This window comes from Mycobacterium sp. Soil_C_30 (assembly GCF_057656995.1).
Window position 1 is genome coordinate 174,624 of the sequence record NZ_JBDGJH010000010.1, and the last position, 20,839, is coordinate 195,462.

16 protein-coding genes are annotated in these 20,839 nt (G+C 67.2%); 13 read left to right on the top strand and 3 right to left on the bottom strand.

Translation table 11 applies throughout. The features are described from left to right. The first annotated feature begins 26 nt into the window (after positions 1-26). From AC3A6P_RS20000 to AC3A6P_RS20015, 4 genes are read left to right on the top strand one after another with little or no spacing between them, the layout of a single operon-like run. Positions 27-1,505 (top strand): wax ester/triacylglycerol synthase family O-acyltransferase, encoded by a 1,479-nt coding sequence (locus tag AC3A6P_RS20000; protein WP_487693438.1) that lies wholly within the window; start codon positions 27-29, stop codon positions 1,503-1,505. After that, the gene (locus tag AC3A6P_RS20005; protein ID WP_487693439.1) at positions 1,502-3,055 is read left to right on the top strand and encodes an HAD-IB family hydrolase; all 1,554 of its coding nucleotides are present in this window, start codon (positions 1,502-1,504) and stop codon (positions 3,053-3,055) included. Before AC3A6P_RS20000 ends, AC3A6P_RS20005 begins: the two co-directional genes overlap by 4 nt. Then, positions 3,052-5,403, top strand: a complete 2,352-nt coding sequence (locus tag AC3A6P_RS20010; protein ID WP_487693440.1) for a glycerol-3-phosphate 1-O-acyltransferase — start codon at positions 3,052-3,054, stop codon at positions 5,401-5,403. Before AC3A6P_RS20005 ends, AC3A6P_RS20010 begins: the two co-directional genes overlap by 4 nt. Positions 5,404-5,436: 33 nt before the next feature. Continuing rightward, positions 5,437-7,467: a bifunctional copper resistance protein CopD/cytochrome c oxidase assembly protein gene (locus AC3A6P_RS20015; RefSeq protein ID WP_487693441.1), complete on the top strand. Its 2,031-nt coding sequence runs from the start codon at positions 5,437-5,439 to the stop codon at positions 7,465-7,467. 19 nt (positions 7,468-7,486) lie between these two features. On the opposite strand, the gene AC3A6P_RS20020 is transcribed toward AC3A6P_RS20015, so the two are convergent. Next, on the bottom strand, positions 7,487-8,131 hold the full coding sequence (locus tag AC3A6P_RS20020) for a TetR/AcrR family transcriptional regulator (RefSeq protein ID WP_487693443.1): 645 nt from the start codon (positions 8,129-8,131) through the stop codon (positions 7,487-7,489). Positions 8,132-8,210: 79 nt separating this feature from the next. Here AC3A6P_RS20020 and AC3A6P_RS20025 point away from each other — a divergent pair, with 79 nt between their 5' ends. Together AC3A6P_RS20025 and AC3A6P_RS20030 are read left to right on the top strand one after the other, a co-directional pair. After that, a complete protein-coding gene (locus AC3A6P_RS20025) occupies positions 8,211-9,245 on the top strand; it encodes an aromatic ring-hydroxylating dioxygenase subunit alpha (RefSeq protein WP_487693444.1) in 1,035 nt (344 codons plus the stop codon). Further along, positions 9,242-10,315, top strand: a complete 1,074-nt coding sequence (locus AC3A6P_RS20030; protein WP_487693445.1) for an NAD(P)H-dependent amine dehydrogenase family protein — start codon at positions 9,242-9,244, stop codon at positions 10,313-10,315. Before AC3A6P_RS20025 ends, AC3A6P_RS20030 begins: the two co-directional genes overlap by 4 nt. Here the strand turns inward: AC3A6P_RS20030 and atzF are convergent. Next, complete coding sequence (gene atzF / locus AC3A6P_RS20035; RefSeq protein ID WP_487693507.1) at positions 10,312-11,982, bottom strand: allophanate hydrolase; 1,671 nt, start codon at positions 11,980-11,982, stop codon at positions 10,312-10,314. The genes AC3A6P_RS20030 and atzF overlap by 4 nt on opposite strands. Positions 11,983-12,113: 131 nt before the next feature. On the opposite strand from atzF, the gene AC3A6P_RS20040 reads away from it, so the two are divergent. Then, entirely contained in the window at positions 12,114-12,572 is a 459-nt protein-coding gene (locus AC3A6P_RS20040) for a single-stranded DNA-binding protein (RefSeq protein WP_487693446.1), read from the top strand. Between the two features lie 71 nt (positions 12,573-12,643). Here AC3A6P_RS20040 and AC3A6P_RS20045 read toward each other — a convergent pair whose 3' ends face one another. After that, the gene (locus AC3A6P_RS20045) at positions 12,644-13,843 is read right to left on the bottom strand and encodes a PucR family transcriptional regulator (protein WP_487693447.1); all 1,200 of its coding nucleotides are present in this window, start codon (positions 13,841-13,843) and stop codon (positions 12,644-12,646) included. Positions 13,844-13,951: 108 nt separating this feature from the next. Between AC3A6P_RS20045 and AC3A6P_RS20050 the strand changes: the two genes are divergently transcribed. The 6 genes from AC3A6P_RS20050 (at position 13,952) to ettA (ending at position 20,839) form a co-directional block, all read left to right on the top strand. Then, positions 13,952-14,968 carry an NAD-dependent epimerase/dehydratase family protein gene (locus AC3A6P_RS20050; RefSeq protein WP_487693508.1) on the top strand — a complete coding sequence of 339 codons (1,017 nt, stop codon included), beginning with the start codon at positions 13,952-13,954 and terminating at the stop codon, positions 14,966-14,968. Further along, positions 14,968-15,735: a hypothetical protein gene (locus AC3A6P_RS20055; RefSeq protein WP_487693448.1), complete on the top strand. Its 768-nt coding sequence runs from the start codon at positions 14,968-14,970 to the stop codon at positions 15,733-15,735. The genes AC3A6P_RS20050 and AC3A6P_RS20055 overlap by 1 nt, the downstream gene beginning before the upstream one ends. Then, positions 15,726-16,610 (top strand): fumarylacetoacetate hydrolase family protein, encoded by an 885-nt coding sequence (locus tag AC3A6P_RS20060; protein ID WP_487693449.1) that lies wholly within the window; start codon positions 15,726-15,728, stop codon positions 16,608-16,610. Before AC3A6P_RS20055 ends, AC3A6P_RS20060 begins: the two co-directional genes overlap by 10 nt. Then, positions 16,607-17,905 carry an MFS transporter gene (locus AC3A6P_RS20065; protein WP_487693450.1) on the top strand — a complete coding sequence of 433 codons (1,299 nt, stop codon included), beginning with the start codon at positions 16,607-16,609 and terminating at the stop codon, positions 17,903-17,905. Before AC3A6P_RS20060 ends, AC3A6P_RS20065 begins: the two co-directional genes overlap by 4 nt. A gap of 26 nt (positions 17,906-17,931) precedes the next feature. Further along, complete coding sequence (locus tag AC3A6P_RS20070; protein ID WP_487693451.1) at positions 17,932-19,068, top strand: zinc-binding dehydrogenase; 1,137 nt, start codon at positions 17,932-17,934, stop codon at positions 19,066-19,068. A 97-nt stretch (positions 19,069-19,165) separates the two neighbouring features. Beyond that, a complete protein-coding gene (gene ettA / locus AC3A6P_RS20075) occupies positions 19,166-20,839 on the top strand; it encodes an energy-dependent translational throttle protein EttA (RefSeq protein ID WP_487693452.1) in 1,674 nt (557 codons plus the stop codon).

Genomic DNA, 20,839 nt, shown 5'->3' on the forward strand with positions numbered 1-20,839 from the left:
TGGAACGGGTCTGACAGGAGAGCTGTGTGACGAGCGGATTGTCCGATGAACTCGGGGCGGTCGACCAACTGCTGCATCGCGGTGAGGCCAATCCGCGGACCCGGTCGGGCATCATGGCCCTCGAATTGCTGGACACCACCCCCGACTGGGAGCGGTACCGCACGAACTTCGAGTATGCCTCGCGCACCATCCTCCGGCTGCGCCAGAAGGTCGTCATGCCGACGCTGCCCACGGCGGCGCCCCGCTGGGTCGTCGACCCCGACTTCAACCTGGACTTCCACGTTCGGCGGGTCCGTGTTCCCGAGCCCGGCACCCTGCGTCAGGTGTTCGATCTCGCCGAGATCATCCAGCAGTCGCCGCTGGACATCTCCCGCCCCCTGTGGAGTGCCACCCTCATCGAAGGCCTACCGGAGGGACGCGCCGCCCAGCTGCTGCACCTGAGCCACGCCGTCACCGACGGGGTGGGTGGGGTCGAGATGTTCGCCCAGATCTACGACCTGGAGCGCGACCCGGAACCGCAGCCGGCCCCGCCGCTGCCCATTCCGCAGGACCTCTCGGCCAACGACCTCATGCGCAAGGGGTTCGCGTCGTTGCCCGGTGCTCTGGCCGGGGGACTGCGCGGCGCGGTCACCGGTGCCGTCGGCGCGGTCGGGAAGGCGGTCAGTGACCCGGGTTCGGCGGTCAGCGGGGTGCTGGAGTTCGCCTCGGCTAGCCGGCGGGTGGCGCGCCAGGCCGCCGAACCGTCACCGCTGCTGCGACGGCGCAGCCTGGCCAGCCGCACCGAGGCCATCGACATCAAACTGTCCGATCTGCACCGCGCCGCCAAAGCCGCCGAAGGGTCCATCAACGACGCCTACCTGGCAGGGCTGTGTGCGGCCCTGCGGCGCTACCACCACGCGCTCGGTGTTCCCATCGCCACGCTGCCGATGGCGATCCCGGTGAATCTGCGGGCCGAATCCGACCCGGCCGGCGGCAACCGGTTCACCGGGGTCAATCTCGCCGCGCCCGTCGGCACCGAGGATCCGGCTGAGCGGATCCGCAAGATCCGCTCGCAGATGGCGCACCGCAAGGAGGAGGCGGCCATCGACGTCATCGGGTCGCTGGCACCGGTGCTGTCGCTGCTGCCCGACGCCGTGCTGGAGTCGATCACCGGCTCGGTGATCGCCTCGGACGTCCAGGCCAGCAATGTGCCTGTGTATCAGGGTGATACCTTCATCGCCGGTGCAAAGGTGTTGCGGCAGTACGGTCTTGGTCCGCTGCCCGGTGTCGCCATGATGGTGGTGTTGGTGTCGCGCAGCGGATACTGCACCATCTCCGCGCGGTATGACCGGGCGTCGATCACCGATGAGGCCCTGTTCGCCCGCTGCCTCAAAGAGGGGTTCGACGAGGTGCTGGCTCTGGCCGGTGACCCGCCGCCGACGTCGACGCCGGCTTCCTTTGACGCCGACGAGGCCGAGGAAGGCACCCCGAGTGATCCCTCCAACATCGCGGAGGGACGGTCATGACCAGCCCGCGGGATATGCGGCTGCCCGGTTCGGTGGCCGAGGTCAAGGCCAGCCCCCAGGGTCCGCACATCGGCGCGTTCTTCGATCTCGACGGCACTCTGGTCGCCGGGTTCACCGGCGTCATCCTGACCCAGGAGCAGTTCCTGAGCCGGCAGCTCGGCGTCGCGGACTTCTTCGGCATGATCCAGGCCGGGCTCAACCACAAACTGGGCCGCCGTGAATTCGAGAACCTGATCACCGCCGCGTCCAAGGCGATGCGAGGCCGCCCGCTCAGCGATCTCGACCAACTCGGTGAACGGTTGTTCCGGCAGAAGATCGAAGCGCGAATCTACCCGGAGATGCGCGAGTTGGTGCGCGCGCATCTGGACCGCGGGCACACGGTCTGTCTGAGTTCGTCGGCGCTGACCATCCAGGTGGAGCCGGTGGCCCAGTTCCTCGGAATCCCCAACATTCTGACCAACAAGTTCGTCGTCGACGACGACGGTGTGGTCACCGGCACCATCGTCGAACCGATCCTGTGGGGACCGGGTAAGGCCAACGCGGTGCAGAAGTTCGCCGCCGAACGCAACATCGATCTCAAGGACAGCTACTTCTACGCCGACGGTGACGAGGATGTCGCGTTGATGTACCTGGTGGGCCATCCGCGGCCCACCAATCCCGAGGGCAAGATGGCCGCCGTTGCGCGGCAACGTGGTTGGCCCATTCTGCGGTTCTCCAGCCGCGGCGGTAGCAGCCTCGGCGGGGCGCTGCGGACACTGGCGGGGGTGGGCTCCATGCTGCCCGTCGCCTACGGTGCCCTCGGCTGGGGACTGCTGACCCGCAACCGGCGGCGCGGCGTCAACTTCTTCACCGCCAACTGGACCCAGACACTGCTTGCTGCCAGCGGAGTACAGCTCAACGTCGTCGGCCGTGAGAACCTCACCGCACAGCGGCCGGCGGTGTTCCTGTTCAACCACCGCAACAACTTCGACCCCGTGATCACCTGTTCGCTCGTGCGCGACAACTTCACCGGCGTGGCCAAGAAGGAACTCGAGAACGACCCGCTGGTCGGCTCACTGGGCAGGCTCATCGACGCGGTGTTCATCGACCGCGACGACGCCAAAGCCGCAGTGGAGTCGCTGCACAAGGTGGAAGAGGCGGCTCGCAACGGGCTGTCGATCGTGATCGCCCCCGAAGGCACGCGCCTCGACACCTTCGAGGTCGGGCCGTTCAAGAAGGGGCCGTTCCGGATCGCCATGGCGGCCAACGTGCCCATCGTGCCGGTGGTGATCCGCAACGCCGAGGTGATAGCGGCCAGGGACTCCTCGACGATGAACCCGGGCACCGTCGATATCGCGGTGTTCCCGCCGATCTCGGTGGCCGACTGGAACTCCGAGAACCTGGAGGAGCGCATCGCCGAGGTCCGCCAGCTCTACCTCGACACCCTCAGGAACTGGCCGGATGACGAGTTGCCCACGGCCGCACCGTATCTGCACAAGCCTGCCAAGAAGACCACCAAGAAGGCGGCCAAGAAGGCGCCGGCCAAGAAGACCGCACAGGGGCGGTCATGACCACCGACGACATACCGCTTGTCGAAATCAGCGACGACTCGCTGATCCTGGCTTCGGTGTCGTCGGCCGCCGAGCGCGACATGCTCGATGACTGGCTGCGGCAACAGCGCAGCCAGCATCCCGACCTCGAGGTCGCCGTGGTCCAATTGCCGGGCGACGACGAGGAGCCCCCGGCCGGCGTGATCGCCCAACTGGTCAACGAGCTGGAAATCGGGGACGACCGCTCGGTGGTACCGGTGCGCGTGTTCTGGGCCCCCGGTGGGCTGCCGACCCGGGTCAAGGTGGTGGGTCTGCTGTCGGGCCGTGACACCTACCGACCGCCGGAAATGTTGCAGCGCCGCATTCTTCGGCGTGACCCGGCACGCGCCCGGGTGGTGGCCGGGGAACCGGCCAAGGTGTCCGAACTGCGCCAGCTCTACCAGGAGACCACCGTCGGCGACAGTCCTCGCGACTTCGCGCGGTTCGTGCTGCGCCGTGCCAGCCTGGCCATCGAACGCATCGAATACCGGCTGCTCGGACCGGAATACAAGTCACCGCGGCTGGTCAAACCCGAAATGCTGGCGTCCTCGCGCTTCCGCGCGGGCCTGGAGAAGATTCCCGGTGCCACCGTCGAGGCGGCCGGCGAGATCCTCGACGAACTGGCCACCGGGTGGAGTCGCTTCTCCGTCGACCTCATTCCCAACTTCTCGAAGTTCCTCTACAGCCGCGGGTTCGATCCCAACATCGACTACGACCCGGCGCAGGTCGAGTCGATGCGGCACGCCCTGGAAACCCACCCGGCGGTCATGTTGTGGTCGCACCGGTCCAACCTGGACAGCGCGGTGCTGACGGTGGCGTTGCAGGAGAACCGGTTACCGCGGGCCAACCTGTTCGCCGGCATCAACATGTCGTTCGGCCCCATGGGCCCGCTGCTGCGGCGTTCCGGTGTCATCTTCATCCGCCGCAAACTCGATGACCCGCTGTACAAGTACGTGCTGCGGGAGTTCGTCGGCTACATCGTCGAGAAGCGCTTCAATCTGAGCTGGTCCATCGAGGGCACCCGGTCGCGCACCGGAAAGATGTTGCCGCCCAAGCTCGGTCTGCTGGCCTACGTCGCCGACGCCTATCTCGAGGGCCGCAGCGACGACATCCTGCTGCAGCCGGTGTCGATCAGCTTCGACCAACTGCACGAGACCGCCGAGTACGCCGCTTACGCCCGCGGAGGGGAGAAAGCCCCCGAGGGGATGAGCTGGCTGTACAACTTCATCAAAGCCCAAGGCGAACGCAACTACGGCAAGATCTACGTCCGTTTCCCCGAAGCGGTGTCGATGGCGCAATACCTCGGCGCCCCCGGTGGGGATGGCGCTGACGCCACCGAGGGGGACACGGAAAAGCGGCTGGCCATGCAGAAGATGGCCTTCGAGGTGGCGTGGCGAATCCTGCGGGTGACCCCGATCAACGCCACCGGCCTGGTGGCGGGTCTGTTGCTGACCACCAACGGGATAGCGCTGACCCTGAACCAGGTGCACCACACCGTGCAGGACTCCCTGGACTATCTCGAGCGCAAGCAGACTCCGGTGACCGACAGCGCGCGTCGGCTCCGGACGCCCGACGGGGTGCGCGCTGCCCTCGATGCGCTGTCCGGCGGGCACCCGATCACCCGCGTCGACGGCGGCCGGGAACCGGTCTGGCGTATCACGCCGGACAACCAGCACGAGGCGGCGTTCTACCGGAACACCCTCATCCACGCGTTCCTGGAGACATCGATCGTCGAGCTGGCGCTGGCCTACGCCGGCCGCGCCGACGGCGACCGGCTCGACGCGTTCTGGTCGCAGGCGATGCGGCTGCGCGATCTGTTGAAGTTCGACTTCTACTTCGCCGACTCGGCAGCGTTTCGCGCCAACGTCGCCGAGGAGATGGCGTGGCACGCGGACTGGGAGGCGCACGTCGCCGCCGGCGGCCAGGAGATCGAACAGCTCCTCTACGACAAACGACCACTGATGGCACACGCGATGCTGCGGTCGTTCTTCGAGGCCTATCAGATCGTCGCGGACGTGCTCCGCGATGCGCCGCCCGAGATCGGCGACAAGGAGCTGACCGCCAGAGCGCTGGGGGTGGGGGCCCAGTACGCGGCGCAGAACCGGGTGCGCAGCACCGAGTCGGTGTCGGCCCTGCTGTTTGCCACGGCCCGACAGGTGGTCGCCGACCAGGGGCTGCTGACGGCCGCGCCCGATCTGGCGGAGCGGCGGGTGGCGTTCGTCAAGGAGTTGCGTGCTGTGTTGGCCGATATGGACCGCATCGACGAGATCTCGCGGCGGCAGTTCGTCGAACGCGAGATTCGCTCCCGGCAGAACTCTGACACTGCGTAGTAGTTGGTCGCCAGGGCGCAATACCCTGGATGGGTGAGCGCACCGGCAGTATCGGCTTCCAGCACCACCGCACGTTCGGTGGTCTGGCCGATACTGCTGGGTGTCGCGGTGCTGGCCGGGGTGACGGCCGCGGGTCTGGCGGCGCTGTCGCTGACCGATGCGCTGACGGCCACCGGCCTGCCCGATCCCGGCCCGGTCACCACCCTGGGTCTGCCGTTCGTCCGTGCCGCCGGTGAGATCGCCGCGGTGGTGGCCATCGGGTCGTTCCTGTTCGCGGCGTTCTTCGTGCCACCGCAGTCCTCCGGTGTGCTGGACGCGTCCGGCTACCGGGCGTTGCGCACCGGCAGCGTCGCCTCAGGTGTCTGGGCGGTGAGTGCGGCGCTGTTGGTGCCCCTGACCATCTCGGATGTCTCCGGCCAGCCGTTGCGCGACCACCTCAACCCGCTGACCATGTGGTCGCTGGCCGGCCTGGTCGAGACCGCGGGTGCGTGGCGGTGGACGGCCATCCTGGCGGCGGCGGTGACGCTGGCCAGCATTCCGGTACTGCGCTGGGCGTGGACGCCGGTGCTGTGCGCCGCGGCGCTGAGCACCCTGATCCCGCTGGGTTTGACGGGCCACTCGTCATCCGGTGGCTCCCATGACCTGGCCACCAACAGCCTGCTCATCCACCTCGCCGGCGCGTCGCTGTGGGCCGGTGGCCTGCTGGCTCTGTTGGCGCACGCCCTGCGCCGCGGTGCCCACGCCGACGTGGCCGCGCGCAGGTTCTCCGCGGTGGCGCTGTGGTGCTTCGTCGCGATGGCCATCTCCGGTGTGGTCAACGCGCTGGTGCGGATGTACCCCGGTGACCTGTTCGACACCCGGTACGGGTTGCTGATCCTGGCCAAGATCGCGGCGCTGCTGGCGCTCGGGGTTCTGGGCTGGCGGCAGCGCCGCTCGGGGGTCGCCGCGCTGCAGGCCGACCCGCAGGCACGCGGTGCGCTGATCAGACTGGCGCTCACCGAAGCGGCGATCTTCGGGGTCACGTTCGGGGTCGCCGTCGCGCTGGGACGCACTCCGCCGCCCCCGCCACGGGTGCTCAACCCGTCGACCACCGAGGTCGAGCTGGGTTACAACCTCGACGGACCGCCGACCGTGGCGCGACTGCTCTTCGACTGGCGTTTCGACCTGCTGCTCGGCACCGCTGCGGTGGTGCTGGCCCTGGTGTACCTGGCAGGGGTGCGACGCCTGCGCCGCCGCGGGGACGCCTGGCCGGTGGGACGGACCATCGGCTTCCTGCTGGGCTGCCTGGTGCTGCTGCTGACCACGTCGTCGGGTATCGGCCGGTACATGCCTGCGGTGTTCAGCGTGCACATGGGCGCCCACATGCTGCTGTCGATGCTGGTGCCGATCCTGTTGGTGCTCGGGGCGCCGGTGACGTTGGCGCTGCGGGCCCTGCCTGCCGCGGGCAAAGCCGACCCGCCGGGTCCGCGGGAATGGTTGCTGGCCGCGCTGCACAGCAAGTTCTCCCAGCTGATCACCAACCCGTTCGTCGCCACCGCGCTGTTCGTGGTCGGGTTCTACGGTCTGTACTTCGGAGGCATCTTCGACGCCGCCGCCGGCAGCCACGCCGGGCACGTCGCGATGAACATCCACTTCCTGCTGTCCGGGTATGTCTTCTACTGGGTGGTCATCGGGATCGACCCCACTCCGCGGCCGCTGCCGCCGCTGGGCAAGGTGGCCATGGTGTTCGCCTCGCTGCCGCTGCACGCGTTCTTCGGCGTGGTGCTGATGGGCATGAACTCGGTGATCGCCGAGGGCTTCTACCGTTCCCTGCAGCTGCCGTGGCAGACCGATCTGCTGGCCGATCAGAAGCTGGGCGGCGGCATCGCGTGGTCGGCGGGTGAGGTGCCGCTGGTGGTGGTGATGCTCGCGCTGCTCATCCAGTGGACCCGCAGTGACCGCCGCACCGCCAAACGGCTGGACCGCGCCGCTGACCGCGACGAGGACGCCGAACTGGCGGCTTACAACAACATGCTGGCGGTGCTGGCCCGGCAGGAAGCCAACCGTCAGGACGGGTCGAGGTGACTGCCGAGGCGGGCGAAAGCTATGACCCTGGCGTAGCAGAGGGCGGCGGCGGTTCCAGGTAGCTGACGATCGCGTTGGTCAGACCCCGCCGGGCCAGGTCGTGGTCGTTGAACGACCCCAGCTGGCGTTCCGAGGCCAGGCCGCGCATGGCGCCGGGGATGAAGGCGGCGACCTCGCGAATGCGGTCGGGTTCGACGCCGAGGTCGGCAAAAGCCTTCTGGCAGGAGGCGTTCCAGGCGTGCCCCCAGGACACGAATTCGGCGGCCGTCTGTGGGTACAGCCGGGCCAGCTCGTCTGGGTCGCTCGGTAGTGCGACGCGCAGGTTCTCGATGGCCCGGGAATGCGTCGATGTCAGACCGTCGTAGAGCAGGTCGATGATCGCCGCGACCCGTTGTTGCAGGGGAGCGTCGGCGTCCGACGGGGCCGGCAGTTCACCACGGAGCTCTGCGGTGTGGTGCAGCACCGCCGCCCAGAACCCGTCGACGTCGCCGAACTGGTATTTCACCGCACCCCAGGTGGCGCCGATGTCCTTGGCGATCCGGGCGGCCGACACCGAACCCGGGTCACCGGAGGCCAGTGACCGAATTGCCGCCTCCAGCATGTTCTCTCGGGTCGCCAAGCCACGCCGGTTACTGCGTCTGCCCTGCGTGCCGGCTGTGGTCATACGCCCAAGGGTAGTGGAGCCCCGGAATTTCACAGTGCCCCCTATCAATCTTTCGTAGAGGGCACTACCATTCCGTGGCATGGCGAAACCGCCGCTGTCGATGAAGCCCACCGGGTGGTTCCAGGTGGCGTGGTCGGACGAACTCGCCGTGGGCGATGTCCGTACCATGAAGTACTTCGGGGAAGACCTCATCGCCTGGCGCGCGGAATCCGGTCGCGTCACCGTGATGGGCGCCTACTGCGAACACCTGGGCGCGCACCTGGGATTCGGCGGACACGTCGAAGGCGAGGTCATCCAATGCCCCTTCCACGGGTGGCAGTGGAATGCCGACGGGCGCAACGTGTGCATCCCCTATGAGGACCGCCCCAACCGTGGCAGGCGGATGCGCACCTACCCGGTGGTCGAGCGCAACGAGTCCATCTACATGTGGCACGACGTCGAAGGCCGGGCCCCCTTCTTCGAGGCCCCGGACATCTTCGCCGATTTCGGCGACGGCAGCGGCAATGCCGACTACTACCCGCAGCAGCGCCTGTTTCGTGAAGGCCTGCAACTACATCCGCAGTATGTGCTGGAAAACGGGGTGGACTTCGCCCACTTCAAATACGTACACCAGACCCCCATCGTGCCGGTGTTCACCCGCCACGACTTCGCCGAACCGGTGTCCTATGTCGACTTCACCATCACCTTCGAAGGTGACGAGTTCCAATCGATCGACGACGTGAAAAGCGGTGTCGAAGCCATCAACGGCGGCCTCGGGATCGCCGTCACCAAGAGCTGGGGGATGGTGGACAACCGCACCATCTCGGCGGTCACACCCGTCGACGAGTCGACCTCCGACGTCCGGTTCACGGTGTACATCGGCCGCACTCCCGGCAAGGACGAGCCGCGGCACGCACAGAAGGCCCAGGATTTCGGCAACGAGGTGATCCGGCAGTTCGCCCAGGATGTGCACATCTGGTCGCATCAGCGGTATTCCGACCCGCCGGCCCTGTCCAGTTCGGAGCTGCAGGGGTTCAACGCCATCCGCGCCTGGGCCATGCAGTTCTACCCCGACGGACTGGGTGGCAGCGCCGCCGAGCTACGCGCCAAGTCAGCCAGAGAGGCAATTCGATGACCATACGAGTCTTTCAAGTCGCGACCGGCAACGTCGGGTCCGAGATGATCAAACGCATTGCCGCCGAACCAGATCTGGAGCTGGTGGGTGTGCACTGCTACTCACCGGAGAAGATCGGCAGGGATGTGGGCGAACTCGTGGGCCTGCAGGCCCACGGCGTGATCGCCACCGGGACGGTCGAGGAGATCATCGCCGCCGCACCCGATGTGTTGACCTTCCACGGCGTCTTCCCGGACGAGGACCTCTACGTCCAGATCCTCGAAGCGGGGATCAACATCGTCACCACCGCGGACTGGATCACCGGCTGGCACCGTGACCACAACCATCCGCATCCGTCGGGCAAACCGGTCTCGCAACTGCTGCAGGAGGCTGCCGAGAAAGGTGGCGCGACGTTCTACGGCACGGGAATGAATCCCGGCCTGAATCAGATCCTGGGTGTGGTGTGCTCGGCTGATGTGGCCGAGATCGAGAACGTCACCACCGTCGAATCCGTCGACGTGTCATGCCATCACTCCAAGGAAACCTGGATCGAGGTCGGTTACGGTCTGCCCGTTGATGATCCGTCGATCCCGTCGAAACTGGAGAAGTACACCCGGGTATTCGCCGACAGCGTGCTGATGATGGCCGACTGTTTCGGTCTCGACCTGGACGAGGTGAAGTTCAGCTACGAACTCGGGGCGTGCACCAAAGACGTCGATCTCGGCTGGTACACCCTGCCCAAGGGCTCACTGGGCGGCAACTACATCAAATACCAGGGCATCGTCGACGGCGTGCCGCGCGTGGAAACCCACCTCGAGTGGCAGATGACCCCACACACCGATCCGAGCTGGGATATCAAGGGCTGCTACATCACCCAGATCAAGGGTGATCCGTGCATCTACAACAAGCACATGATCTTCCCGAAGCCCGGAGTGGACCTGTCGGACCCCACCAGCTTCGCCTCGATCGGCATGACCGTCACCGGTATGCCGGCGCTGCACTCGATCAAGTCCGTGGTGGCTGCGCGCCCGGGTCTCATCACCAGCGCCGACCTGCCGCTACGTGGCTTCGCCGGCCGGTTCAAGCTCTAACCGACCGCGCCGGCTTGGATTGCGGCGGGCCAACTCCCGTAGGAACTGATGTCTTTGCCCGCTGCTGCGGCCACGCCGTCGCAGCCGAATGCCGTGCGCCAGCTGCCGTCGGCGAACTCCACCTTGCCCAACTGCATCGGCGCCGGAAGGGCGGCCAGGAACGTGCCGAGCGCGGCGGGGGAGAGCAGCCACCGGTGCCCGAGCAGAGAAGCGCCATCCTCGTCGTCGGGTACCCGCACGATCGCGGGCTTCGGTGGAACGGTGTCCATGGCAGTCATCCGGTACTTGGGAGCCGTCGTCAGCTCGCCGGCCCAGCGGGCACCGAGGTCGGTCAACTGATGCACCAGGACACCCCCGCGCAGGTGCGCACCGAACACGACCAGCTCGAGGGATTCGGCCACCTGGCTGGGCCAGATGTCCTGTGGCGCCTGGTCTTCGGTGAGCGCAGCCGCAATGTCAAAGGCGACCGCATCCTCGAACGCCCGGCCCAGCACGGTGACGCCGAACTGCGCTTCCCCTGCGGTGCCGAACGGCACTGCCACCCCGCACATGTCGAAGAGGTTGCAGAAGTTGGTGTAGGTGCCCAGGCGGGAATTCACCCCGAGCGGGTCGGCGGCCACCTCATCGATACGGGGATGCGTCGGTGCGGTGGGCACCAGCAGCGCGTCGGCGCCGGCCAGTTCGGCCATCGCGACGGCGCGCAGCCGCTCGACCTCTCCGCGGTCGCGGATCAGCCGGTGCGCGGGGATGTCGCGGGCACCCACGACGATGCGGCCAACCGTGGGATCCACGGTGGCGTCCGGGTTGGCATCGATGAATTCCCCTACCGCGGCATATCTTTCGCTGACCAGTGCTCCGTCATAGAGCAGTTTTGCGGCGGCCAGGAACGGAGCGATGTCCACGGTGACGATCCGCACACCCGCTGACTCCAGGTGCGCCACGGCGGCGGCGAATGCGGCGCGCCAGGTGGCGTCCAGTTCGGGGAGTTCGCTCGGCACGGCCACCACCGGGTGCTCCGGGGCGGCCAGTCGCACGTCCGCCGGCCACCGGCGGTGGCGGGCGCCTGCGGCCATGGCGGCCATGGCGCGGTTGGCGGTATCGAGGTCGCGGGCGAAAATGGTGGGGCAGTCGTAGGATTCGCACGCCGGGACCACGCCGTCCGGGCTGAGCACACCGTAGGTGGGTTTGATGCCGATGATGCCCTGGAAGGCGGCGGGGATACGTCCTGACCCCGCGGTGTCGGTGCCGATGGCGATATCGGCGTCACCGAGCGCCACCGCGACCGCCGACCCTGAGCTCGAGCCGCCGCTCACGTAGTCCGGGCGGCGGCTGTCCGGAACCGCGCCGTACGGGGAGCGGGTGCCCACCAGGCCGGTGGCGAACTGGTCCAGATTGGTCTTGCCCACCACCACCGCGCCGGCAGCTCGCAGCCCGGCTACCACCGAAGCGTCAGTGGTTGGGACGTAAGCGAATTCGGGGCAACCCGCAGTGGTGGGCAGCCCCGCGACGTCGACGTTGTCCTTGACCGCGAGCCGTAGACCGGCCAGCGCTCCGGCGCCGGCGCGGCTGGCAGCCAGCTCCGATTCGACGTCGGCCTGCGAGCGGCGGTGGATCCAGACGGGCATGCGGACAAACCTAGCGGCCGACAGGTATTTGTGCGACTCCACAGACGTGACTTCATCCACAGGCCGACCTCGGGGAGGGCGCGGTGGCCGCCGCGTTGTCGGTCGGGCAGCGGTCAATGGCTCCAGCGCGCCACCACGGCGCGGTCACGACAACAACCGAAGGGACCACTGCGATGTTCGAGACACCGTTGACCGTCACCGGGCGGATCGTCACCGATCCCATCCGCCGGCGGGTTGCCGACCAGGAGTTGGTCAAATTCCGCCTGGCGAGCAACGCGCGCCGCAAGACTGCGGAAGGCACCTGGGAGCCGGGAAACTCGCTGTATCTCACCGTCAACTGCTGGGGGAAGCTGGCCACCGGCGTCAGCGGCAGCCTGACCAAAGGCGACGCCGTGATCGTCGTCGGGCACGTCTACACCAGCGAATACGAGGACCGCGAAGGGATCAAACGGTCCTCGGCCGAACTGCGGGCCACCGCAGTGGGCCCGGATCTGTCGCGTTACCTGGTCGAGGTCAAGAAGATCAACCCGGTCGCGGCACCGGCGGCTGCCGGGGAGGAATCGGCGGAGTCCAGCGGCGAATCCGATGAGGGGGCCGTCGACGAGCCGGAGGAGTTGTCGCTGACGGCCTGACAGCGAGCAGTGGCTCGCGACCACCATGCCGGCCGCGGACCTCTCACCCGGGTAGTGCCGGCTGACCGGCACTACCCGGTCAACTTCTGCCACCGCAACGCCAGAGCCAGTTCCACCGCATCCGCGAACCGGGTCAGGTCAATTCCGGTGATCTCGCGGATCCGCTTCACACGGTGGTTCACGGTGTTGACGTGGACGAACAGTTGGCGTGCGACGCGGGACTGGGAAAGATCATTGGCCAGCAGCGCTTCCGCCGTCTCCAGCAGGTGCGGGTATCCGGCCAGCGGGCGGATCCGGGTGGCCACCAGGGTGTCGGCGACAGCGGGGCGGCTGCTCAACAGGATCTCGATCAACGCCTCGTGATAGTCGAGTATCGCCGCCCCGCTGCCGGTGGTGCCCGCCGCGGCCGCTCTGGCGGCCTCCATCGCCTGGCGGCACGATTCGCCGGCAGTGGTCAGACCTGCGCTGAATTGTCCGATGCCGCAGTAGATTCCGACATGCCCGTCGAGTACCGGTAGCGCCTGCTCGAGGATGCGACGTGGTTCGGCGGAAGCTGAGCGCAGGGTGGCGATGGCCACGGTGGCCTGCCCGACGTCGCCGAAGAGCACCTGGCTGGCATGCGGCTGCAGTTGTGCCGCCAACCGGCGACGTGACCGCAGCAGATCCAGCGGATCGGCGTGGCTGTCGCCCAGCAGGGCGAAGGCGAACCACCGCGCGTCGGGGTCGACCTGCAGCACCTGGACCCAGTCCTGCAGCTGTGCCGAGGTCACCGGGTGACCACTGGTCAGCGCGTTCACCAACTCGTTCTCGGTGCGCCGACGCGAGGCTTCGATGGCCGAGGAGGTGTCGCGGTAGGCATTGATCATCTCGTCGGTCAGCAAGTCGAAGGTGGTGATGGCCAGATCGGCACGCCGGTTGGCCTGCTGCTCCGGCCAGGTGCGCGAATGCGCCAGCAGATCCAGCAGCAGCACCCGCTCGGTGGAGCGGTACGCCTGGATCACCGACTCCAGTGGCACCGACTGGCTGGCGCGCCGAGACCCGAGCGTGCGGGCCGATGCCATCTCGGTGGCATTCGGGCCACGGTCGCGGCGCAGGACTTCCACGGCCAGGTCCAGGTTGGCCCGCACCGAGGGCATCAGCTCATCGTGGCCGAACCGGTCCTCGGAATACCCGGGGTAGACGTTCCACATCAGCTCGGCGGCCCGCTCGGTGAGGGCGTCCAGGTCAGGCGCGTAAACAGGGAGCGAGCCGTCGGGTTGTTGTGAAACCATCACAACACCGTACTGCGAACGTTGGGAAAACCAGGGTCGACTTAGAGGATTACACAGAGCAGTGTGATTACCGCCACGACAGAGCGACCAGCAGGAGGCGACGTGACCATGACGGTGATCGACGAGATCGAACGGGATCTCACCACCCCCACCCCGGAACTGGTGGAGGAGATCGCGGGCCTCGACGGAGACATCGCGGTGCTCGGTGTCGGCGGCAAGGTCGGGCCCAGTGTGGCCATCATGGCCCAGCGGGCCATCGAGCAGGCCGGCGTCGACAAGAAGGTCTTCGGGGTGGCGCGGTTCTCCGACCCGGCGGCGCGCGCCTCCCTGGAACGTGCCGGGGTCACCGCGGTGCCCGCCGACCTCACCGACGACCTCGAACTCGATGCGATCCCTGACGCGGCGAACGTCATCTACATGGCCGGCAACAAGTTCGGCACCGTGGGCAACGAGCACTTCACCTGGATGATGAACTCCTATCTGCCCGGGCGCGTCGCACAGCGCTTCCGCGGCTCCCGCATCGTGGTGTTCTCCACCCTTGTCACCTACCCGCTGGCCGATGTCAGCACCGGCGGCTCGCGGGAATCCGATCCGCCGGGCCCGATCGGCGAGTACTCGGCGTCCTGTGTCGGGCGTGAGCGGATGTTCGAGCACTTCTCCCGCAAGCACGGCACCCCGGTGCTGCTGTTCCGGCTCGGCTACTCCATCGAGACGCGGTACGGCGTCCTGCAGGAGATCGCCCAGGCGGTGCACGACGGCACACCGATTCCGCTGGCGATGGGGCACGCGAGCGTCATCTGGCAACGTGACGTGGCCGAGTACGCGATCCGCTCCCTGCGGTTGGCCACCAGCCCGCCTCGCGCGCTGAACATCACCGGTCCGGAGATCGTGTCCATCCGCTGGCTGGCCGAACGATTCGGCGAACGCTTCGGGCGGGCACCGATTTTCGACGGCGAGGAGACCGGAACCGCGTACGTCATGGACGGCTCGCAGCTGCAGGCCGAATTCGGCTACCCGCGCACCACGGTGCCCGAGATGATGGACACGGTGGCCGAGTGGGTGGAATCAGCCAAACCCCTGATCGGCAAGCCGACGAAGTTCCAGCAACGCAACGGTGCCTTCTGATGACGCTGACGCGACCCGCATTCGAGTCGGTGGTCGGCGCCGGTGCCATGATCAACTGGATCACGGTGGCGCGCGAACATCTGCCGATCTACGAGGACTGGTACAACTTCGAGCACCTGCCGGAACGGGTCTCCACGCCCGGGTTCCTGCGCGCTCGCCGATTCATCGCCACCGATCAGCGCGACGCCGACCGGGTCGACTTCCTCACCCTCTACGAGACGGCGGACGTTGCCGTGCTGGCATCGCCGGAGTACCTGCGCCGGCTGGACAACCCCACCGACCTGACACTGGAAGTGGTGCCGTTGTTCGCGGAGTTCCGCCGGGCGGCGTGCCGAGTCACCGTCGTCCGGGGAGACGGATCGTCGGGACGCGTCGTGGTGGTCGAGGTCGAATCCGACCCGGCGTCACTGCGCAACGCACTGGCCGACACGGTGTTTCCGGAGCTGATCAGGGAACACCAACTGGTGGCCGCGTCGCTGTACGAACCGGACATCGCCGTCAGCGATGCCAAGAACGCGACCGCCGAAGGGCGCTCCTCAGCTCAGCAGCAGGCCTCGTCGTCGGTGGTGGTGGCCGAGTTGCACAGCGGGGTGGACCCAGACCGGCTGGTGGCCGACCTCACCGCTCGCGCCACCGGCGCCGGTATCCGCTTCACCCGGCCGGCGCCGGCCCACACCTTCGAGCTGGTGTACGAATTGCGGTCGGCCGCCAGGTCCCTCAGTGTTCACGGCTCGGCCCGAACCGATCAGGAGTCGTCATGCGGATAGCCAACCTCGATGATCGACTGGTGCTGCTGCGCGACGGCGGGGCAGTCGATGTCCACACCGCCAGCGACGGTCGATTCGGCCCGGATCCGCAGACGGTGTTCGATGACTGGCCGGCTTTCCTGTGCTGGGCGCAGTCGGCTTCGGGTGAGGTGAGGTCCTTCTCCGACGCCGAGCTCAAGGCGCCGGTGCCCCGTCCGCGTCAGGTCTTCGCCATCGGGCTCAACTACGTCAGGCACGCCAAGGAGTCGGGACTGCCGTTACCCGAGCAACCCATGGTGTTCACCAAGTTCCCCAGCGCGCTCACCGGGCCGACGGGCCAGATCGTGCTCACCGGCGACACCGTGGACTGGGAGGTGGAGCTGGTGGCCGTCGTCGGGCGCCCGGCCTACCGGGTCGAGGAAACCGACGCCTGGAGCCATATCGCCGGTCTCACGGTGGGACAGGACCTTTCGGACCGGGCGGTGCAGCAGGCGGGCAGCCCGGCCCAGTTCAGCATGGGCAAGTCGTTCCCCGGCTTCGCGCCCATCGGACCCGCGCTGGTGACACTCGACGAATTCGACAACCCCGACGATCTGCGCGTCAGTACCGAACTCAACGGCGTCACCGTGCAGGACTCCCGGACCTCCGATCTGGTGTTCAGCGTGCCCGAACTGGTGGCCTACCTGTCCGGCATCGTCACGCTGCTACCCGGTGACCTGATCTTCACCGGCACCCCCGAAGGGGTCGGCCTCGGTCGCACCCCACCGAGCTACCTCCACGACGGCGACACCATCGTCACCACCATCGAAGGGATCGGATCGATGCGCCACCAGATGATCGCGCCGGCAACGATGCCGTCGTTGTCTGCCTCCCTGTCCCGGAACGGTGTCTCATGACCAAACCTGTTGCTGCCGCGGACACCTCGCGTGATCCCGCCAGCCTCACCGCCGCCACCGCGTACACCCCCAGGGAACGCCGGTTCGTGCTGATCTTCGCGGTGGTGGGCGCACTGATCGAGAGTATGGAGCTCAACCTGCTGAGCTTCCCGATGCGCGACCTCGCCGGATCGTTCGGGGTCACCAACCAACAGGTGGTCGCGGCGATCACCGCCCAGAGCCTGGCGTCCATCGTCGGCGGCTTCCTGTTCGGCTGGATCGCCGACCGGTACGGTCGCAAACCCTCCTACATCCTGTTCACCGCCACCTACTCCATCGCGGCGATCGTGGGCAGCACCCTGACCGACTTCGACGCCTTCGTGATCACCCGGGTGATCGCCGGTGTGGCGATGGGTGGCGCATTCGGCGTGCTGTTCGCGATGTTCGCCGAGAGCTGGAAGTCTCGCAAACGCGGTTTCATGGGCTCGGTACTGCAGGCCATGTTCATCGCCGGTCAGCTGCTCACTCAGCTCATCCTGTTCACCACGTTGTCCACGCTGGGCTCCGACGCCGGCTGGCGGGTCGGGTTCGCCGCGATCGGGGTCGGGTGTCTGGGTATCGCCGTGGCCGCCTACTTCTGGCTGCCGGAGTCCAAGCTGTGGGAGGCCAGTCGCGCCGCCCGCCAGGACACCACCGGGGCCCCGCCCGTCGCGGACACCGGCGACGATCTCCGTGGGAAGCGATTGGCCTGGGGCGCAGTGTTTCTCACCATCTGCACCACGGGCGTCTTCGCCGCCAGCTATTCCTACATCACGTTCGCGCCCACCTATCTGCGCGAAGCGCTCGGGGTGTCGCTGGGCGTCTCGACGCTGGTACTCACCGTCGGCACATTGCTGGGCATCGGAAGTTACATCGTCTTCGGCGCGCTGTCGGATCGGGTGGGACGACGCAGGTCCACGGTGTACGCGTGCCTGGTCGGCGTCGCCGGCTTCGGCGCCTTCGCATTCTGGAGCAGCGGGTCGGTGGCGGTGGGTATCGTCGCGCTGATGGGTACCGCCATCGGGTACGCCGGGTTCGGTGTGCTGGGCACGTGGATCTCGGAGTTCTACCCGACCCGGTTCCGCGCGCTCGGCTCGAACGCCACCTACTACGTCGCACGCGGCCTGGGTTCGGGTCTCTACCCGCTGTTCGCGCTGACCCTCGCCGGTGGCGATCTGCGGCTCGCGCTCGCCCTCGGCGGGATCGGCGCCGCGCTGGGACTGATTGGATGTCTGTTCGTGCCGGACACCGCGGGACGCACCATCACCGCGGAATGACCCGACCTACCGAGAGGATTGCTGAGATGACTGCCGCAGCTGTCGAGACCATGCGCGCCGCCGTTTGGACCGGAGACGGTGCGACCTTGCAGATCGAGCAGATCCCGGTGCCGCAGCCCAAACACGGGGAGGCTCTGGTCAAGGTCACCGCGTGCGGGGTGTGCCACACCGACCTGCACGTCATGAAAAGCGAAGTCGCCTTCCCGTCGCCGGCCGTGCTCGGACACGAGATCTCCGGCACCGTCGTCGCACTGGGACCCGACACCGAGCCGGTCCGCGGTGTCGAGGTCGGGGCCAAGGTGGTCGGCGCGTTCATCATGCCGTGCGGTGAATGCAGGCAGTGCCAACGCGGGCGCGACGACATGTGCCTGCCGTTCTTCGCGATGAACCGCCTCAAGGGCACCCTCTACGACGGCACCACCCGGTTGCATCGCACCGACGGCACACCGCTGGCGATGTATTCGATGGCGGGCCTGGCCGACTACTCGGTGGTTCCCATCAACGCGCTGGCCCCGCTGCACCCGGATGTTCCCGAGGTCGCCGGCGCGGTTCTCGGATGTGCGTTCTTCACCGCCTACGGTGCCGTGCACCAGACCGCGGCGCTGCAGGCCGGCGAGACCGTGGCTGTGGTCGCCACCGGGGGAGTGGGGTCCAGCATCGTGCAGCTGGCCCGTGCCGCCGGCGCCCAGACCATCATCGCCGTCGACATCAGCGACGAGAAGTTGGCTGCGGCAAAGGAATTGGGCGCCCACCATGTGGTGAACTCGTCGACCACCGATGCCGTGGCCGCGGTTCGCGAACTCACCGGCGGCGCCGGCGTGGACGTCGCGTTCGAGGTGCTGGGTCGCCAGCAGACCTTCGAGCAGGCCGTGAAGATGCTGATCGACGGTGGCCGGATGGTGGCCGTCGGCATCGCGGCAGGACAAGCGACAGCCAACGTGGAGATCACTCCGCTGGTGCGGCGTGGGTACCGCATCATGGGGTCCTTCGGCGGGCGGACCCGCCAGGATCTGCCTGCCGTGATCGACCTCGCCGCCACCGGCGTATTCTCGGTCCAGGACACCGTGACACGTACCTACTCACTCGAGCGTGCCGGCGAAGCCTTCGAGGCGCTGGAACGGGGTGAGATCCAGGGCCGCGCGGTGATCTCGATGTCCTCCTGAGGAGCAACGGCGCCAGCGGCGCGTATCTGTGGCCGGCCCGCGCCTTAGGATGATGCGCGAGCATCAACGCCGCAGACCAGAAAGGCAGCACTGCCGCATGGCTGAGTTCATCTACACGATGAAAAAGGTCCGCAAGGCCCACGGTGACAAGGTCATCCTCGATGACGTCACCCTCAACTTCCTCCCCGGCGCCAAGATCGGCGTCGTCGGTCCCAACGGCGCCGGTAAGTCCAGCGTCCTGAAGATCATGGCCGGCCTCGACAAGCCCAACAACGGCGACGCGTTCCTGGCCACCGGCGCCAGCGTCGGCATCCTGATGCAGGAACCGCAACTCGACGAGACCAAGACGGTGCGGGAGAACGTCGAAGAGGGCGTGCCCATCAAAGCCAAGCTGAACCGGTTCAACGAAGTGGCCGAGCTGATGGCCACCGACTACACCGACGAGCTGATGGAGGAGATGGGCCGGCTCCAGGAGGAGCTCGACGCCGCCGACGCCTGGGACATCGACTCGCAGCTGGAACAGGCGATGGACGCACTGCGGTGCCCGCCGCCCGATGAGCCGGTGACCCACCTGTCCGGTGGTGAGAAGCGCCGGGTGGCGCTGTGCAAACTGCTGCTGTCCAAGCCGGACCTGCTGCTGCTCGACGAGCCCACCAACCACCTGGACGCCGAGAGCGTGCTGTGGCTCGAGCAGCACCTCGCGTCGTACCCGGGCGCCATCCTGGCCGTCACCCACGACCGTTACTTCCTGGACAACGTGGCCGAGTGGATCCTCGAACTCGACCGCGGCCGCGCCTACCCCTACGAGGGCAACTACTCGACCTACCTGGAGAAGAAGGCCGAACGCCTGTCGGTGCAGGGCAAGAAGGACCAGAAGCTGCAGAAGCGGCTCAAGGACGAACTGGCCTGGGTGCGTTCCGGCGCAAAGGCCCGGCAGGCCAAGAACAAGGCCCGCCTGCAGCGGTATGAGGAAATGGTCACCGAGGCCGAGAAGACGAGGAAGCTCGACTTCGAGGAGATCCAGATCCCCACCGGTCCCCGGCTGGGCAACACCGTCGTCGAGGTCGAGCACCTGGACAAGGGCTTCGACGGCCGCATCCTGATCAAGGACCTGTCCTTCACGCTGCCACGCAACGGCATCGTCGGCGTGATCGGCCCCAACGGTGTCGGCAAGACCACCCTCTTCAAGACCATCGTGGGCCTCGAAGAGCCCGACAGCGGCACCGTCAAGGTCGGCGAGACGGTCAAGCTGTCCTACGTCGACCAGACCCGCTCGCGCATCGACCCGAAGAAGAACGTCTGGGAGGTCGTCTCCGACGGCCTGGACTACATCGAGGTCGGTCAGAACGAGGTGCCGTCCCGCGCCTACGTCTCCGCGTTCGGCTTCAAAGGACCCGATCAGCAGAAGCCGGCCGGGGTGCTCTCCGGTGGTGAGCGCAACCGCCTCAACCTCGCGCTCACCCTCAAAGAGGGCGGCAACCTGATCCTGCTCGACGAGCCCACCAACGACCTCGACGTCGAGACGCTGAGCTCGCTGGAGAACGCACTGGAGAACTTCCCCGGCTGCGCGGTGGTGATCTCCCACGATCGCTGGTTCCTCGATCGCACCTGCACGCACATCCTGGCGTGGGAGGGCGACGACGACAACGAGGCCAAGTGGTTCTGGTTCGAGGGCAACTTCGGCGGCTACGAGGAGAACAAGATCGAAAGACTCGGTGCCGAAGCCGCTCGTCCCCACCGGGTTACACACCGACGGCTCACGCGCGACTAA

Excerpts from the sequence above, each read along its gene's own strand:
- AC3A6P_RS20030 (WP_487693445.1), top strand. The coding sequence starts at position 9,242 with ATGACCATACGAGTCTTTCAAGTCGCGACCGGCAACGTCGGGTCCGAG.
- AC3A6P_RS20020 (WP_487693443.1), bottom strand. The coding sequence starts at position 8,131 with ATGACCACAGCCGGCACGCAGGGCAGACGCAGTAACCGGCGTGGCTTG.
- AC3A6P_RS20040 (WP_487693446.1), top strand. The coding sequence starts at position 12,114 with ATGTTCGAGACACCGTTGACCGTCACCGGGCGGATCGTCACCGATCCC.
- AC3A6P_RS20025 (WP_487693444.1), top strand. The coding sequence starts at position 8,211 with ATGGCGAAACCGCCGCTGTCGATGAAGCCCACCGGGTGGTTCCAGGTG.
- AC3A6P_RS20060 (WP_487693449.1), top strand. The coding sequence starts at position 15,726 with ATGCGGATAGCCAACCTCGATGATCGACTGGTGCTGCTGCGCGACGGC.
- AC3A6P_RS20005 (WP_487693439.1), top strand. The coding sequence starts at position 1,502 with ATGACCAGCCCGCGGGATATGCGGCTGCCCGGTTCGGTGGCCGAGGTC.
- AC3A6P_RS20055 (WP_487693448.1), top strand. The coding sequence starts at position 14,968 with ATGACGCTGACGCGACCCGCATTCGAGTCGGTGGTCGGCGCCGGTGCC.
- AC3A6P_RS20050 (WP_487693508.1), top strand. The coding sequence starts at position 13,952 with ATGACGGTGATCGACGAGATCGAACGGGATCTCACCACCCCCACCCCG.
- AC3A6P_RS20010 (WP_487693440.1), top strand. The coding sequence starts at position 3,052 with ATGACCACCGACGACATACCGCTTGTCGAAATCAGCGACGACTCGCTG.
- ettA (WP_487693452.1), top strand. The coding sequence starts at position 19,166 with ATGGCTGAGTTCATCTACACGATGAAAAAGGTCCGCAAGGCCCACGGT.
- AC3A6P_RS20065 (WP_487693450.1), top strand. The coding sequence starts at position 16,607 with ATGACCAAACCTGTTGCTGCCGCGGACACCTCGCGTGATCCCGCCAGC.
- AC3A6P_RS20045 (WP_487693447.1), bottom strand. The coding sequence starts at position 13,843 with ATGGTTTCACAACAACCCGACGGCTCGCTCCCTGTTTACGCGCCTGAC.
- AC3A6P_RS20070 (WP_487693451.1), top strand. The coding sequence starts at position 17,932 with ATGACTGCCGCAGCTGTCGAGACCATGCGCGCCGCCGTTTGGACCGGA.